This is a genomic window from Nocardia sp. MDA0666 (assembly GCF_003023875.1).
Lineage (GTDB): Bacteria > Actinomycetota > Actinomycetes > Mycobacteriales > Mycobacteriaceae > Nocardia > Nocardia aobensis.
This window is the reverse complement of the sequence record NZ_PYHT01000016.1, coordinates 53,452-69,311: the sequence shown is the minus strand read 5'-3', so window position 1 is coordinate 69,311 and position 15,860 is coordinate 53,452. Positions and strand designations below refer to the sequence as shown.

The following is a 15,860-nucleotide window of genomic DNA, read 5'->3' as shown; positions in this document are numbered from 1 at the left end:
CGGAATTCCCGGTCCGCGCGGCGTCAGCCGGGCAGGGGCAGATATTCGACCGGCTCGCCGTCGACGGCGCCGGCGGGGACGACGACCAGACCGTCGCGGTCGAGCAGCCCGGCCAGATGTGCGGTGCGGATATGGCCGTCGGCGACCCAGCCGCCCGTCTCGGCCGCCCGCGCGGGCAGGATGCGCGGCACCGGGCCCGAGACGTCGCCGGCGTTCAGGAGCGGTCCGGTCCGCACCCGTGCCGGTATGCGGCCGGTGAGACCGGAGACGATGGCCGGGGCCAGCGCCCACAGCGTCGCGACCGCCGCATAGGGATTACCCGGAAGCCCGAGCACCACAGGGCCGCTGGGCAATTCGGCGACCACCGTGGAGCCGCCCGGTCGCATCCGCAAGCGGTGCACCAGAATTCGCGCCCCGGCCCGATCCAGTGCACCGCGCAGTTGGTCGGCCGCGCCACCACCGGTCGCGCCGACCACGACCAGCAGGTGGTCGTCGGTCGTATCGGAGAGCACATCGTCGAAGCCGTTGGGCGTGTCGCGCAGATGCACCCGGTCCGACGATTCGATTCCGTGCCAGGACAACAACTCCGGGAAGACGGGGCCGACCGAATCGCGGGTCTGGCCGCTGTGCAGCGGACCTTCGCTGCGAATTTCGTCGCCGGTCATCACGATTCGTGCCCGCACGGGTCCGCGGACCTGCGCGGTGACCACCTCGGCGGCGGTCGCGACGGAGATCAGTGCCGCGTTGACGGGGGTGCCCTCGGCGGCGACGATGTCGCCGCTGTGCCAATCCTCGCCGCGGTGGCGCACATCGTCGCGGATCGGCGCCTCGGGTAGCCGCCGCAGCAGCCCGTCGTCGAGCCGGACGAATTCGTCGCGCACCACGGTGTCGGTGCCCTCCGGGACGTGGGCGCCGGTGGCGATGCGGACCGCCTCACCGGCAAGCAGGCCCACCGGTCGCTCACCACCCGCGAAGCCCACATCGTGGCGCAGGCGCCACGGTTCCTCGCCGGACACCGCGTAACCGTCCATCGCCGACACATCGAAGCGGGGCAGCGGCGAGGCGGCGCGCAGCGGGGCCGCCAACGCCGCACCCCGCACCGCCGCCGGCCGGGCCTCGTGCACCGGCAGCCGGGTGATGGCGGTGCGCAGCAGGTCGCGTGCCTGCGCCAAGGGCAACGCCGGGGCGGCGGCCTGGGCCGCGCGCACCTGTTCCGGGGTGTCGCAATCGGTGATACCGGGCAGCGTCACCATCAGGGTGTCGACCGGGACCAGCGCCTTCATCGGCTGATTGGTCACCGAATCCAGCTGCCGCAGGGCCGACAGCAGCGCCGTCCGCCGCCACACCCCGACCAGATATTGCGGACGGCCGGATTCGTCGGTCGCGAACACCGCATCGGCATCGGAAGTCGTTGCGTGCCCGATCAATTCGCCGATCACGGCGGCGGTGAGAAAGGGCAGGTCGGCGGCCAGGACCACGACCAGATCGGCCGGGAAATCACATTCCTCGAGGGCGCGGACCGCGCAGGCGACGGCCGCGACCGGGCCGGCTCCGGCGGGCACCTCCTGCACCTGCCGGATCTCGGGCGCCAGTTCGGGCCGATGCGGGCCGACCACCACCGTGCGCACACAGTCGGCGACCGCGTCCAGCGCCACGGTGAGCATCGCCCGCCCGCCGACCGCGATCGCGGGTTTGTCCACCCCGCCCATCCGGGTCGCCCGCCCACCGGCCAGCACGATCGCGTCGACAGTGGTCACAGCGGCTCACCCGGGAGGTTGATCATGGACCGATGGTAAACCGCCCACATCGGACGGCGAACGGCACGACGACGGGCGCAGGCCCGTCGTCTGCTCGCGACCACGTCAATCGCAGGGCGCACGCAACAACCGGAAGCGGTTCGTCTCCGGATCGGTCAGCATCGCCTGGGCCGGTGGGTGCACCGCGGCGCCCTGGCAGGGGACGGCACCGGCTGCGGTGAGCCGGGCGACCTCGTCCGCGGGATCACCGGTGGAATAGGTGACCACATCGAGGTGGACGCGATCGCATTCGCGGGCCGCGACCTGGGTGCGCAGGAATTCCAGCCACGGACCCTGACCGGTGGCCGAGCGGATGCCGGCCATTCGCGATTCGTCGTGGGTCAGCGGCCAGCCCGCGGCCGTCTCCCAGAACCGGGCCAGCCGGGTGGGATGCGGAGTGTCGACGACGATCGCGGCGACCGCGCCGGTATCCACATATTCCTCGCGCGGTTCGAGAACACAGAATTCGTTGCCCTCGGGGTCGGCGAGCACCGTCCAGGGCACCGCGCCCTGGCCGATATCGATCGGCCGCGCGCCCAGCGCCAGCGCCCGATCCACCTGTACGCGTTGATGATCCAGCGAACGACCCACCACATCGAGATGGATGCGGTTCTTCCCGGACTTGGGTCCGGCCGTCGGCACGAACATCAACGACACATCGGCGGCATCCGGATCGGAAGCAGCCACCTCGACCGCGTGCGGACGGTCCACGGTGATCTGCCAGTCGAGCAACTCCGCCCAGAACCGCGCCACGTTCCGTGGCCGGATCGCATCGAACACCACGCACGCCAGACGGGTGGTCATTCCTCCACGGTAACCGCCGAACCGGAGTAATGGGCGAATTCGGATATCGACGGGCCGACGCCGAGGTCGACAGCCGGATCCGGCGATGCCGTCACTGTCGGATTGCCGACGATGCCGTCAGTTGTCGAATCGGTGGCGGGCGGCGGCCAGGTCCACGCGGTCGCCGCGGATCGGGCAGCCCTCCTCGGCCAGCCTGCGCAACTGGCGCTGGACCAGATGGCTCGCCGGGGTGCCGTCGGCGCGCAGCACCCGATGCCAGGGCAGATCGGCGGAGTCGGTGCGCATGATCCAGCCGACGGTTCGCGGCGTCGACAGTCCGGCCGCCGCCGCGATATCACCGTAGGTGGCGACCCGGCCGGGCGGGATGGCCGCGACCAGTTCCCGCACCCGTTCGATCTCGGCGTCCGTCGTGGGCATCAGAGCACCGACCGGATTACGGCCGCGGTCTCGGCGGCACGCGCCTGGGCGACCATGTGATCGCAATCGAATTCGCGCAACGTGAAATCCGGCAGCGTCGCGAACGCCTCGACGGTCGCGGGGGTGACGAACGGGGATTTACCGGCGCGGACCAGCACGGTCGGAATGTGCGGCGGCGGCAGGACCAGCTCGCGCGCCAGCTGACTCCAGTAGGACGTGACGGCGGGCAGGCTCATCCGCCACGTGACCCGGCCCTCGGGAGTATCGACCAGGTGTTCGGCGAGTTCGGCGTCGAGGAGTTCGGGGTCCACATCGGCCCAGGCCGTCTCGAGTTTGTCGTGGCGCGCCTCGGCGATGTCGGCGTAGTCCGGTCGCGCCAGCCCCGCCTCGGCGATGTCGTGAAGCAGAACCGGATCGAGGCCGATCGCGGGATCGAGCAGCACCAGTGCGCGGACCAGATCGGGGCGGTGGCGGGACAGATGGACGGCGACCGCCGCTCCGAACGAATGCGCCACGACCACCGCCGGTTCGGTGAGCAGCGGAACCAGATCGTCGACGATCTGCTCGAAGGTCCACGGCGGCAGCGAACTCGCCCGCCCGTGGCCACGCAGGTCGGGAGCGACGACGCGAACCTCGGGCAGCTGCCCGTCGGCCAGCGCGCTCCACCGCCGCCCGTGTCCGGTCAGGCCGTGCAGGGCGAGGACGAGCGGACCGTCGGCGGGGCCGAATCGATGAATATGGGCGTCGGGCACCCGATCATTGTGCCGTCGGCGCCGCGGCGGTGCGACCGGTGCGTTCCGTTCTCGAGAATCGGGCACGGGGATTGCCGGGCGCTGGCCGCGCCGGTGAACCGCCGGGGAACGACTGCGGCGGTGGGATTTTCGGCCCGATATTCGCAGCGGCCCCGACGCGATGCGGTGCGGCACGACGCACAAGCTCTCTACCAGGCATTATCGACCGCAGGCAGAGACCGGTGCGAATTCGTGAATATCGCCCGGGCAGGCGTGGCGCCGATCACAACACGGACACATCGGATGCACGGGGTGCGTTTGCTGTCACGGAATTCGATCCTGTCGGGGGTGTCTGTTGAAATAGCGCGTGTGATGCGATCGGATAGCTCGGTGCGACTGGTGCGCCGCAGTGAGACCGCACCCCGGTTACGCGAATGGGGTGCCGATGTCCGAACGCTGTTCGCGGGTGGGTCGGGCGCGGACCCGGGCTGGCGGCCCTGGCAGGTGCTGGGCGGGCCCGGCACCGGGAAAACCGCGCTGCTCACCGATCTCGCCGCCGATCGCATCGTCGCGGGCGCCGATCCGGAATCGGTGCTGGTACTCACCCATTCCAAACAGGCCGCGCTACGGGTCCGCAACGCTCTCACCCGGCAGTTGACCGCGCTCGCACCCGAACTCGGCGGGGTGCCGGGCGCCGGACGTGAGCCGATGGTGCGCACGGTGCACTCCTACGCCTTCGCGATCCTGCGCACGCACGCTGCCGCCCGCGGCAATCCGCCGCCGCGGCTGCTGACCGGCGCCGAGCAGGACGTGGTGCTGCGCGAGATGTTGCGCGGCGAACTCGCCGACATGTCGTCCGGCGCCGAGGTGCTGTGGCCACCGCGCCTGCACGCCGCGCTCGGCACCAACGGTTTCGCCGAGCAACTGCGCGACCTGATGTTGCGCGCCACCGAGCGCGATCTGGGACCCGAGGATCTGATCGAACTGGGGCGCCTGCACGAACGCGAGGAATGGGAGGCGGCCGGATCGTTCGCGCAGCGCTACGAACAGTCGATGCTGTTGCGCTGGTCGGTCGGCGTCCAAGCGCCCGAGGCCAGCGCCCCCGCCCTGGACGCCGCCGAACTGGTCGGCGCCGCACTGGACGTGCTGATCGAGGACGAGGAACTGCTCACCGCCGAGCGCGAGCGCATCCGCACCCTGCTGGTCGACGACGCCCAGCATGTGGATCCGCTTGCCGCACAACTGATTCGCGCGATCGGATCCGGCCCGGCGACCACCGTCGTGGCCGGCGACCCGGATCAGGCGGTCTTCAGTTTCCGGGGTGCGGATACCCGTTTCGTCACCGAACCCGACGCCCCACCCGAACGCCGGATCGTCCTGCACGACGATCATCGCTGCGCCCCGGCGGTGCACGATGCGGTCGCCCGGATCGCCGCCCGCATGCCGGGCCGGACCGAACACCGCTTCGACGTGCGGACCGGCGGACCCCATCTTCTCGGCGATCCCGCCGTCGACGGCCAGGCGCTGGTGCGGGTTCTCACCACCCCGGCCAAGGAGGCGGCGCTGATCGCCGACCACCTGCGGCGGGCGCATCTCACCGCGGAGGTGCCGTGGTCGCGGATGGCGGTCGTCGTGCGCTCGGTGCCGCTGTCGCTGGGCCCGCTGCGCCGTGCGCTCACCGCCGCGGGAGTGCCGGTACTGCAACCGAAACCGGACACCCCGCTGGCCCGGCGGCGCGGCGCGGCGTGGATGCTGCAGTCGCTGCGCGCCCTGCTCGTGGTCGAACGCGGGCGCCCGGAGATGTTCTCCGAGGACGATGCGCTCGATCTGCTGCTCGGGCCGCTGGGTGGAGCCGATCAGATCAGTCTGCGACGACTGCGCCGCGGCGTTCGCCGCGCGCTGATCGAGCGCGGGTATCCCCGGACGGAGTCGAGGGTTGGCGGCCCCGACGATGCGCAGCCGGGCGCCGACGGCGAGCCGGCGCGCGGTTCATCGACAGTCGAGGAGTCGCCGGAGGCCCTCGCGCCCTACTCCGAACTCGACCGGTCCTCGGCGGTCGTACTGCGCGACCTCATCACCGGAGTCGGTGATCGCACCCTGCTCGATCGGCTCACCGAGGTCGAGGTGGCGCCGCTGGTGCGGGTACTGCGGGCGGTCGACCGGGCGCGGCGGGCGCTGCGGCGCGGGGCCGGGGTCGAGGATGCGTTGTGGGCGTTGTGGACCGCGTCGCGGCTGGAGAAGCGCTGGGTGGCGCAGTCCGAGCGCGGCGGCGCCGGTGCCGTGCAGGCCGACCGCGACCTGGATGCCGCCGTCGGTCTGTTCGATGCCGCTGCCGCCTACGTCGACCGGCTGCCCGGCGCATCCGTCGAGGGATTCGTCGAATATCTGGAACAGCAGGAGATCAACCAGGATTCGGCTCCGCTGACCGAACCCGGTGACGCGGTGGCGATCGTCAGCGCGCACGCCGCGGCCGGCCGGGAATGGGATGTGGTGGCCGTCGCCGGAGTGCAGGAGGGCATCTGGCCCAACCTGCGTCCGCGCGGGACCCTGCTCGGCATCGAGGAACTGGTCGACCTCATCGGGGGCGTGGCCGATCCGGGGGAACAGGTCAGCCGGGCCGCGCCGATCCTCGCCGAGGAGCGCCGGCTGCTGCTGATGGCGTGCAGCCGGGCCCGGCACAGCCTGCTGGTGACAGCGGTCGAATCCGTCACCGGCGACCGCGATCTGGTGCCGTCCCGATTCCTGGCCGAACTCGATCCGGAGGCGGAACCGGGGGAGCCGGGACGTATTCCGCCGCCGGTCGATCCGGGGCGCGCACTGGTCGCACAGGCCCTGATCGCCGAATTGCGCGGCGTGGTCTGTGACGACGGCGCCGATCCGGCCCGCCGGGACCGGGCCGCCACCCAATTGGCCCGTCTGGCCGCGGCCGGTGTGCGCGGCGCCCATCCGGACGAGTGGTACGGCATCGCGGACCCGAGTTCGGAACTGGCGCTGTGGGACGACGGTGACGGGCCGGTCGCGTTGTCGCCGTCGACGGTCGAGCTGTTGCAGACCTGTCCGCTGCGCTGGGCGCTGGAACGACACGGCGGCAGCGACGGGGACAATCCGCATGCCGTCAAGGGCAATCTGGTGCACACGCTGGTCCAGGCGCTGGCCGGGCGAGTGACCGAGGAACAGGTGAAGGCGGCGCTGGTCAAGGCCTGGAAGGCCGTCGACCCGAGTTCCGGGGAGGACGGCCCGCACAGCTGGCACTCCCGGCTGGAACTGCGCCGCACCGAATCGATGGTCGACACCTTCCTCGCCTGGTTGCGCAACACCCGGGCCGAGCTGGCCGAGGTCGGTGTCGAGGTGCCGGTGGACTGCGTTCTGCCGGCCCGTGACCCGGACGAGGTGCCGGTGCGGATCCGCGGCCGCGTCGACCGGGTGGAGCGTGACGCGCTGGGCCGTTTCGTCATCGTCGACGTCAAGACCGGCAAGACCCCGATCTCCAAACAGGCCGCGCAGGATCACGCCCAGCTGGCGACCTACCAGGTGGCCGCCGGGGCGGGCGGGTTCTCGGCGGAGGTGGACGGCGACCGGATCGAACCGGGCGGCGCCCGACTCGTCTACGTGGCCAAACCGAGCCGCGACGGAGCCACCGAGCGGTTGCAGGCCGCCCTCGATTCCGACGGTATCGCCCAGTGGCGCAAGGCCATTCACGATGCGGCGGCAGCCACCCGCGGGCCCGGCTTCCTGGCCATGCGCAACGACGGCTGCCGGCACTGCCAGGTCGCCGGCAGTTGCCCCGTGCAGGACACGGGCCGCCAGGTGACGGATCGATGACGATCACGCCGGAGCAGTTGGCGCACGCACTGGGCCTGCCGCCACCCACCGACGAACAGTCCGCCGTCATCGCCGCACCGCTCGGCCCGACCCTCGTGGTGGCCGGTGCGGGCGCGGGCAAGACCGAGACGATGGCCGCGCGGGTGGTCTGGATGGTCGCCAACCGGCTGGTGGCACCGGACGCGGTGCTGGGGCTGACGTTCACCCGAAAAGCCGCGCAGCAGTTGACGACTCGCATTCGCACCCGCCTGGCGCGGCTGGCCGGATCGCCGCTGCTGCGCGAGATCGACAGCACCGGGCGGCTGCGCGCGACCCTGGTCGGATCCGAGCCGGAGATCAGCACCTACCACTCCTACGCCGGGCGGCTGCTGTCCGAACACGGTCTGCTGCTGCCCGTGGAGCCCTCGGCCACACTGCTCACCGAAACCCAGCTGTGGCAGCTCGCGCATCGCGTGGTCACCGGGTGGGACGGCGATCTCGATACCGAGCGCACCCCGGTATCGGTCACGGAGGCGGTGCTCGCGCTGTCCGGTCAGCTCGCCGAACATCTGGTGGCACCCGAGCAGTTGGCGGTGGCGCATCGGGAGCTGGAACGGCTGGTGGAAACGCTGCCTCCCGGTCCGCGCCAGCGCGGCGGCCCGAATCAGGAGCTGCGCGGGATCGTCAAAGCCCAGCAGGACCGGGTGGCGCTGCTGCCGCTGGTCGCGCGGCTCGGCGAGGAGTTACGGCGCAGGGGCGCACTGGATTTCGGCTCGCAGATGTCGCTGGCCGCGCGGCTGGCTGCCACGCACGCCGAGGTCGGTGCGGCGGAATGCGAGCGGTTTCGCCTGGTGCTGCTGGACGAATATCAGGACACCGGTCACGCCCAGCGCATTCTGCTCGCGGCACTGTTCGGTGACCGCGGCGCGGTCGGTATCGGCGAGGCGCCGGAGACGGATTTCGCCACCCGCCCGGCGGTGACCGCGGTCGGCGATCCGATGCAGTCCATCTACGGCTGGCGCGGTGCGTCGGCGGCCAACCTGCCCCGCTTCACCACCGATTTTCCGGCCGCCCCGAAGGTCGCCGCGCCGGTGTTGCCACTGCTGACGAGCTGGCGCAATCCGCCGGAGGCGCTGGATCTGGCGAATCTGGTCGCCGAACCACTGCGCGGCGCCGAGGGCGGGGTCAGCGTCGACGCGCTGCGCCCCCGGCCCCAGGCTACGGCCGGAACCGTCGCGCTGGCTCTCACCGAAACCGTTGCCGACGAACGGAAGTGGGTTGCCGAACGGATCGCGGCGGAATGGGAGCAGTGTGCCGACGCCGGACGGCCGCCCCCGACCTCCGCGGTCCTGGTGCGCCGCAACGCCGACGCCGCGCCGCTGGCCGAGGCGTTGCGCGCCCGGGGGCTGCCGGTGGAGATCGTCGGCCTGGGCGGCCTGCTCGCCACCCCGGAAGTGGCCGATATCGTCGCCACCCTGCGGTTGATCGCCGATCCTTCGGCCGGCAGCGCCGCGATGCGCATCCTCACCGGCGCGCGCTGGCGGTTGGGCGTGAGTGATCTGAAGGCGTTGTCGGCGCGGGCGCGGGAGCTGTCGATCGCCGGGACGCCGGGCCGCGCGGAACCGATCACCGACGCCGCGGGGCTGACGGATGCGCTGCGGGCCGTGGCACCCGAACCCGCCGAACAAGCCGGCATCGCGGATGCGATCGCCGACCCCGGTCCGGCGCAACGGTATTCGGAGCTCGGCCACGCGCGCATCGTCGCACTGGGGCGGGAGCTGGCGGCGCTGCGTGAACGCAGCGGTCAGTCGCTGCCGGAACTGGTCGCCGATGTGGAACGCACGATCGGGGTCGGTGTGGAAACCCAGACCCGCCGCGCGGCCGCGGGCGCCGGTGCGGGGCGCGAACATCTGGACGCCTTCGCCGACGTGGTCGCGGGATATGCCGGTGACCACCGTGCGACCCTGCCCGGCCTGCTGAGCTTCCTCGCCGCCGCCGAAGAGGTCGAGAACGGTTTGGAGCCGGGCGAAGTCGAGGTGGCGCACGACCGCGTCCAAGTGCTCACCGTGCACGCGGCCAAGGGGCTGGAATGGGAGGTCGTGGCCGTACCGCACGTATCGCGCGGCCTGTTCCCCTCCGGGAACGCCGCCGCGACCTGGCTCGGCGCACTCGCCGAACTCCCCACCTCGCTGCGTGGCGACCGGCAACGCGACAACGACGGCGACACACCGGATTCCGCGCCCGTGTGCGACGGGGTTCCGGTCCTCGACCTCACCGAACTGTACGACCGCACGGATCTGGAACGGGCGATCAAACAGCACAAGGAGGCGCTGGCCCGCCGCCGCCTCGACGAGGAACGCCGCCTGTTCTACGTCGCGCTCACCAGAACCGAACGCGCACTGTTCGTTTCGGCCCACCACTGGGCCGAGACCGGTTCCACGCCGAAGGGGCCCTCGGATTTCCTGCTCGAACTGAAACGGTGGACCGAACATCCGCAGTCCCCCGGACACGGCACCGTGCGCGTCGACCTCTGGGCCGACCCACCACCCCCCGACGCACCCAATCCCTTCACCGACAATCCCGCCGTAGCCGACTGGCCCCGCGACCCGCTCGGCGTGCGGCGGCAAGCGGTCGAAGCGGGTGCGGCCCTGGTCCGCACCGCGCTCGCACACCTTCCGCCCGAACCTCGAGAGCATCGCACACAGCCGGCGAATGGCCGAACCGCTCCCGCCCGGGCCGAGATCCCCCCGGTTCCCTCCCGCCGGGCCCACGACGCCACGAGCGAACTCGAATCCCCGCGCCAGCTGGATTTGTTCGCCGACCTGACGCACGACCCGGCGACCCCCGGCGCGGACGGCACGGCGTCCGGCGGCAACGGATCGGAGGACGGCGCGGCACCCGACCACGATCCGGATCCCGAAGGTTGGGCCGACGATGTGGACGCCCTGCTCACCGAGCATTTCGCGACGGTCGAGGGCATCCACGAAGTGGAGTTGCCCGCGCAGCTGCCCGCCACCGCGCTGGTCGATATGCGGGCCGATCCGACCAAGCTCGCGGCCCGGCTGCGGCGGCCGCTGCCGTACCCGCCGAGCCCGCTGGCCCGGCGCGGCACCGCCTTCCACGCCTGGTTGCAGCGCTGGTTCGGTGCGGTCGGGTTGCTCGATTTCGACGAACTGCCCGGCGCGGCCGACAGCGGTGCGGGCGACGCCGACCTGATCCGATTGCAGGAGGCGTTCCTGGCTTCGCCCTGGGCCGACCGCAACCCCATCGACGTCGAAGTGGGATTCGAGACCAGCATCGGCGGCACCCTCATTCGCGGCCGCATGGACGCGGTGTTCAGCGAACCCGGCGGCCGCTGGCTGGTCGTGGACTGGAAGACCGGCGCGGAACCGTCACGCGCGGAAGAACGCTCGGTCGCGATGCAGCTGGCCGTCTACCGGGTGGCCTGGGCCCGCATGATGGCCGCGCAGACCGGGGAAGCCGAAGAGCTCGTCCTCGACAAGGTCGGCGCCGCCTTCCATTACGTCCGCAGCGGCCGGACGGTCGCGCCCGCCGAACTGCCGGGGCCGGCCGAGCTGGCCGATCTCATCGCCGAGGTCGCGCCCGCCTGGGCGCCGCCGGCTGACCCGCGGGATCGGTCCGGTCCGGAACCCGCCGACGACCTTCCGCCCGACGAGGAGTACGGCGACGAGCTGCCGCCGGACCCGGTGTCCGACGCCGATTTCGACCCGGACTACCCGCCCGGGTGAAAGTCGTTGCCGCTCAGGCGGCGTCGCGGCTGATGCGCAGGGCCTGGGTGATCATCGGCACCTGGAACGGCAACCGCAGCACCGACACCCACTTGATCGCCTTGGCCGCCTTCGGATTTCGCACCGAATCGGCGGCGAACTGGATGTTGGCCGGGAAGACCGCCAGGAACAACAGCGCCGCCAGCCGGCCGCCGAGTCGCCTGGTGCGCGGAGCCGCCAAGGCGGCCGCCACACCGATTTCGGCCACACCCGACGCGTAGGTGTAGGTCCGGGCCCGGCCCGGGAGAGCGGGCGGCACGATCGAATCGAAGGGCTTGGGCGCCACGAAATGCAGGGCGCCCATGCCGAACAGCGCGGTACTCATCAGCACCGCTCGCCGCTGCGAGGTTCGACCGGCGTCACTCATGCTGTGTCCTTTCTTCGCCCCGGCTGCCGCGCTCTCTCCGCCGCGAGTGGGGTCGCTCCGTGGTGACGCTACGCTGCCGCATCCGCCCCCGCGCACTCACGCTCTCGCGCTGCCGCCTCCGCTCCCGCCCACTCACGCTGTGTTGTTTTCGGCGTGAGTGGGGTCGCTCCGTGGAAACGCTCCGCTGCCGCCTCCGCTCCCGCCCACTCACGCCGGGCAGTTCCCACTCGCGTGCCCAGTCCGTGGAGTCGGCATCCGGCCGGTACGCTGCCGATCTGTGGCACAGGTGAGCAACGACATGTCCGGGGGATGCCGTGTTCGGTGACAGCTCACGAGGTCTGGGCCGTTTGACGGAACGCCCCGATTACGCGCTGGTCGGCATTCTGCGTATTCCGGAGATCCGGACCAGTCCCTGGGTCTCGCTGACCCGCCGGGTCGCGTTCGCGGTACTGCTGCTGGTGGCGGCGACATTGGTGGTCTATTTCGGCCGCGCGGGATATCACGACAACCGCGGCGAGGAGCTGACCCTGCTCGACGCCGCCTACTACTCGACGGTCTCGCTGTCGACCACCGGCTACGGCGACATCGCCCCGATCACGGAGCAGGCGCGGCTGGTCAACACGATCGTCATCACCCCGCTGCGCGTGCTGTTCCTGATCGTCTTGGTCGGTACCACCCTGCAGGTGCTCACCGAGCGGTCACGACAGGCGTTCAAAATTCAGCGATGGAGGCAGAAGGTGCGTAATCACACCGTGGTCGTCGGTTACGGCACGAAGGGCCGGACCGCGGTCGACGCCATGCTCGGCGACGGGGTGCAACCGGCCGAGATCGTGGTGGTCGACACCGACGCGACCGTGCTGGAGGCCGCGGCCAACGCCGGGCTGGTGACGGTGCACGGCTCGGCGACGCAATCGGATGTGCTGCGGCTGGCCGGAGCCCAGCACGCGGCCTCTCTGGTCATCGCCGCGAACCGCGACGACACCGCGGTGCTGGTCACGCTCACCGCACGGGAACTCAACGCCAAGGCCAAGATCGTCGCCTCGATCCGCGAGGCCGAGAACACTCATCTGTTGCGGCAATCCGGTGCCGATTCGGTCGTGGTCTCCTCGGAGACGGCGGGCCGGCTGCTCGGTATCGCGACCACCACCCCCAGCGTCGTCGACATGATCGAGGACCTGCTCACCCCCGAGGCCGGTTTCGCGATCGCCGAGCGGGACGTGGAATCCGACGAGGTCGGCGGCTCGCCGCGGCATCTGCGCGATATCGTGCTCGGCGTGGTCCGGGAGGGCACGCTGATCCGGGTCGACGAGCCCGAGGTGGACGCCCTGGAAACCGGCGACAAACTGCTCTACATCCGCCGCGTGCACAAATAGCCCGGACGGCGGCGCCCGGCAGGGTTCCTCCTCCGGGCCCGCGCGACCAGCGCGATACGCTCGAAGCGTGTCGGTATTCGAACTGAATGGTCTTCCCCTGCTGTCGCGTTCCGCCCTCGATCGGGCCGAGACGTTGCGCTCGGACGAGCAGGCGCTGAAACAAGGGTGGGCCGAGGCCAAACTGGTGCGGATGAACCGGCGGGGGCAGGTCCGGATCGACGGTGATCAGCTCGTCCTGGAAGCGGCGCTGAACTATGCGGCCGAGCCGGCGCCGGAGGCGGTTCTGCTGGGTGTGGTCGACGGCGCGCACATCTGGGCGGTTCGCGACAGCGAACTCGACGGTCAGCTGATGGATCTGCGGGTGGTGGGCAGCGCGCTGCACCTCGACGATGTGATCCTCGGCATCCTGTCCACCGCACTGGCGCTGCTGAACTGGCACGACCGCGCCGGCTACAGCGCCATCGACGGCAGCCCGACCACGGTGTCCAATGCCGGCTGGTCGCGCGTCAACGCTTCCGGGCACGAGGAATTCCCGCGTATCGACCCGGCCATCATCTGCCTGGTGCACGACGGCGGCGACCGGGTCCTGCTGGGCCGTCAGCAGAACTGGCCGGAGAAGATGTTCTCGCTGCTGGCCGGTTTCGTGGAGGCGGGGGAGTCGCTGGAACGCTGCGTCGAGCGCGAGGTCCGCGAGGAGGTCGGCGTCGCGGTGCGCGATATCCGCTATCTCGGCAGCCAGCCGTGGCCGCTGCCACGTTCGCTCATGCTGGGGTTCGCCGCGGTCGCCGATCCCGACGCGCCGCTGGTCTTCTCCGACGGCGAGATCGCCGAGGCCCACTGGTTCACCCGCGACGAGGTGCGCACGGCGCTGGCCGCGGGTGCGTGGGGTTCGGTCACCGGCGACACCGGAAATGCCGAGCAGCAGCGGCTACTGCTGCCGGGCTCCATCTCCATCGCCCGCACCATCGTCGAATCCTGGGCTGCGGCAGGCTGATTCGCCCGCGACTCGCCGCCGGTCAGCCGATCGCGGCGAGCGCGGTCTTCACCTGGGCGAGGCTCGGATTGGTGGCAGTGGATCCGTCGGAGTACTTGACGGTCGGCACCACGTGGTTGCCACCGTTCACGCTGCCGACGAATTCGGCCGCTTCGGGGTCCTGTTCGATGTCGACGACGGTGTAGGTGATCCCCGCCTCGTCGAGTTGCTTCTTGAGGCGGCGGCAGTATCCGCACCAGGTCGTCGAGTACATGGTCAGGTCAGTAGCAGTCACGCCTGATTGAACATCCAATCGGTTTTCCGTGTTCCCACGGCTGGTTGTGACCTTTGCCGGAGGGGGCTTGTCAAACAGATAGTAAGCGCGCATACTAAATACATGACACAGATCGCCGCAGCTCACGCCGTATCCACCGCCGCGCCCGCCGACTTCTTCGCGGTCTGGGCCGATATGGCCGCCTGGCCGGAATGGAACGCCGACACCGAGTGGGTCCGGCTGGACGGTCCCTTCGTCGAGGGCGCCACGGGGACCTTGAAGCCGAAAGGTGGACCGAAGGTCGCGTTCGTGGTCGAGAAGCTGACCGATGAGGAGTTCGTCGACGTCTCGCGACTGTTCGGCGCTCGGCTGACCTTCGCCCATCGCGTGGTGCGGACGGCCGCGGGCACCGAGCTCACGGTGACCATCTCGATGACCGGCCCGCTGCGCCGGCTGTGGTCGGCGCTGATGGGCGGCGGATTGGCCGACTCCGTCCATCGCGACCTCGCGGCGCTGGTCGAGACGGCCGAGGCGCGCCCCGTCGTTCCGGGCGCCCACTGAATCGGTTCCGGGCACTCACTGAATCGTTCGAGGAGGACATCATGAACAAGTACTGGCTGGCCGTCGTCTCCCGCGATCACGTGCGTCGCGGGGTGGCGCTCGGCATCGTGCAGGCCAATCACGGCAAGCGTGCCGCGGTCGAACGGATGCGACCGGGTGACGGGCTCGTCTACTACTCGCCCAGAACCGGTATGCGCGAGGGGGAGCCGGTCAAGTCGTTCACCGCGATCGGCACGGTCGACGACGGGCCCGCGTGGCAGGCGGAGGATCCGGGCGGCTGCTTCCGGCCGTGGCGGCGCGCGGTGACCTATCGCCCGGACGCGCACGACGTCGCGATCGATACGGTACGCGGTGATCTCGATCTCACCAGCGTCCCCAACTGGGGAATCGTGTTGCGGCGCGGTGTGGTGGAACTGAGCGCGCACGATTTCGCGGTCATCTCGCAGGCCATGCTGGGAGAGGACGCGGGCGAGCGGTCGAGGGCGGCCCGGTGAGCGACGAAACTCACTCGCTGCGAACGCAATTCGGTAGTGCCGACGAGAGTCCGGGCCTGTTGCTGTGGCAGGTGACCAACCGGTGGCAGGCGGCGGTACGCGCGGCGCTGGCCCCGTTCGACCTCACTCACGTGCAGTTCGTTCTCCTGGCCGCGCTGACGTGGTTCGGCGGATCGAATGCCGACACCCCCATCACGCAGCGCGATCTGGCCGCCCATGCCGCCACCGACCCGATGATGACCTCCCAGGTACTGCGCGCCCTCGAACAGAAGGGCCTGATCGAGCGGCGCGATCATCCGCACGACCGGCGCGCGAAATCCCTGGTACCCACGAAAGCCGGTGTGGCACTGGTGAATCGCGCGATCGTCGCGGTGGAGGACTGCGACCGGTCCTTCTTCGGTCCCTTGCAGGCTCGGACCGCCGGCTTCGCCGCAGCATTGCGGACGCTGCGCGACGCGCGGAGTTGAGCGACGCTCGCGCC

Annotated in this window: 13 protein-coding genes; 7 read left to right on the top strand and 6 right to left on the bottom strand. The window is 70.7% G+C overall.

Annotated features, from left to right (window positions below; translation table 11 throughout):
• Positions 1-23: 23 nt before the first annotated feature.
• From C8258_RS21535 to C8258_RS21520, 4 genes are all read right to left on the bottom strand, one after another.
• Complete coding sequence (locus C8258_RS21535) at positions 24-1,757, bottom strand: NTP transferase domain-containing protein (RefSeq protein WP_106956763.1); 1,734 nt, start codon at positions 1,755-1,757, stop codon at positions 24-26.
• A gap of 105 nt (positions 1,758-1,862) precedes the next feature.
• A complete protein-coding gene (locus C8258_RS21530; protein ID WP_036504385.1) occupies positions 1,863-2,600 on the bottom strand; it encodes a VOC family protein in 738 nt (245 codons plus the stop codon).
• Between the two features lie 117 nt (positions 2,601-2,717).
• Positions 2,718-3,017 (bottom strand): MGMT family protein, encoded by a 300-nt coding sequence (locus tag C8258_RS21525; protein ID WP_106956762.1) that lies wholly within the window; start codon positions 3,015-3,017, stop codon positions 2,718-2,720.
• Positions 3,017-3,769, bottom strand: coding sequence for an alpha/beta fold hydrolase (locus C8258_RS21520; protein ID WP_106956761.1), 753 nt, complete (start codon positions 3,767-3,769; stop codon positions 3,017-3,019). Before C8258_RS21520 ends, C8258_RS21525 begins: the two co-directional genes overlap by 1 nt.
• A 351-nt stretch (positions 3,770-4,120) precedes the next feature.
• Here C8258_RS21520 and C8258_RS21515 point away from each other — a divergent pair, with 351 nt between their 5' ends.
• Both C8258_RS21515 and C8258_RS21510 read left to right on the top strand, forming a co-directional pair.
• A complete protein-coding gene (locus C8258_RS21515; RefSeq protein ID WP_106956760.1) occupies positions 4,121-7,570 on the top strand; it encodes an ATP-dependent DNA helicase in 3,450 nt (1,149 codons plus the stop codon).
• Complete coding sequence (locus C8258_RS21510) at positions 7,567-11,298, top strand: ATP-dependent DNA helicase (RefSeq protein ID WP_106956759.1); 3,732 nt, start codon at positions 7,567-7,569, stop codon at positions 11,296-11,298. The genes C8258_RS21515 and C8258_RS21510 overlap by 4 nt, the downstream gene beginning before the upstream one ends.
• A 13-nt stretch (positions 11,299-11,311) precedes the next feature.
• Here C8258_RS21510 and C8258_RS21505 read toward each other — a convergent pair whose 3' ends face one another.
• Complete coding sequence (locus C8258_RS21505) at positions 11,312-11,704, bottom strand: hypothetical protein (RefSeq protein WP_106956758.1); 393 nt, start codon at positions 11,702-11,704, stop codon at positions 11,312-11,314.
• 314 nt (positions 11,705-12,018) lie between these two features.
• On the opposite strand from C8258_RS21505, the gene C8258_RS21500 reads away from it, so the two are divergent.
• Together C8258_RS21500 and nudC are read left to right on the top strand one after the other, a co-directional pair.
• Entirely contained in the window at positions 12,019-13,077 is a 1,059-nt protein-coding gene (locus C8258_RS21500; protein WP_036504378.1) for a TrkA family potassium uptake protein, read from the top strand.
• 67 nt (positions 13,078-13,144) lie between these two features.
• Positions 13,145-14,071 carry an NAD(+) diphosphatase gene (gene nudC / locus C8258_RS21495; RefSeq protein ID WP_106956757.1) on the top strand — a complete coding sequence of 309 codons (927 nt, stop codon included), beginning with the start codon at positions 13,145-13,147 and terminating at the stop codon, positions 14,069-14,071.
• Positions 14,072-14,093: 22 nt separating this feature from the next.
• Here nudC and C8258_RS21490 read toward each other — a convergent pair whose 3' ends face one another.
• Complete coding sequence (locus C8258_RS21490) at positions 14,094-14,345, bottom strand: mycoredoxin (protein WP_269750196.1); 252 nt, start codon at positions 14,343-14,345, stop codon at positions 14,094-14,096.
• A 102-nt stretch (positions 14,346-14,447) separates the two neighbouring features.
• On the opposite strand from C8258_RS21490, the gene C8258_RS21485 reads away from it, so the two are divergent.
• Genes C8258_RS21485 through C8258_RS21475 form a run of 3 tightly spaced genes read left to right on the top strand, consistent with a single transcriptional unit; the run spans position 14,448 to position 15,846 of the window.
• Positions 14,448-14,885 carry an SRPBCC family protein gene (locus C8258_RS21485; RefSeq protein ID WP_106956756.1) on the top strand — a complete coding sequence of 146 codons (438 nt, stop codon included), beginning with the start codon at positions 14,448-14,450 and terminating at the stop codon, positions 14,883-14,885.
• Positions 14,886-14,926: 41 nt separating this feature from the next.
• Positions 14,927-15,379 (top strand): EVE domain-containing protein, encoded by a 453-nt coding sequence (locus tag C8258_RS21480; RefSeq protein ID WP_106956755.1) that lies wholly within the window; start codon positions 14,927-14,929, stop codon positions 15,377-15,379.
• Positions 15,376-15,846: a MarR family winged helix-turn-helix transcriptional regulator gene (locus C8258_RS21475; protein ID WP_233225238.1), complete on the top strand. Its 471-nt coding sequence runs from the start codon at positions 15,376-15,378 to the stop codon at positions 15,844-15,846. Before C8258_RS21480 ends, C8258_RS21475 begins: the two co-directional genes overlap by 4 nt.
• Positions 15,847-15,860 lie beyond the last annotated feature (14 nt).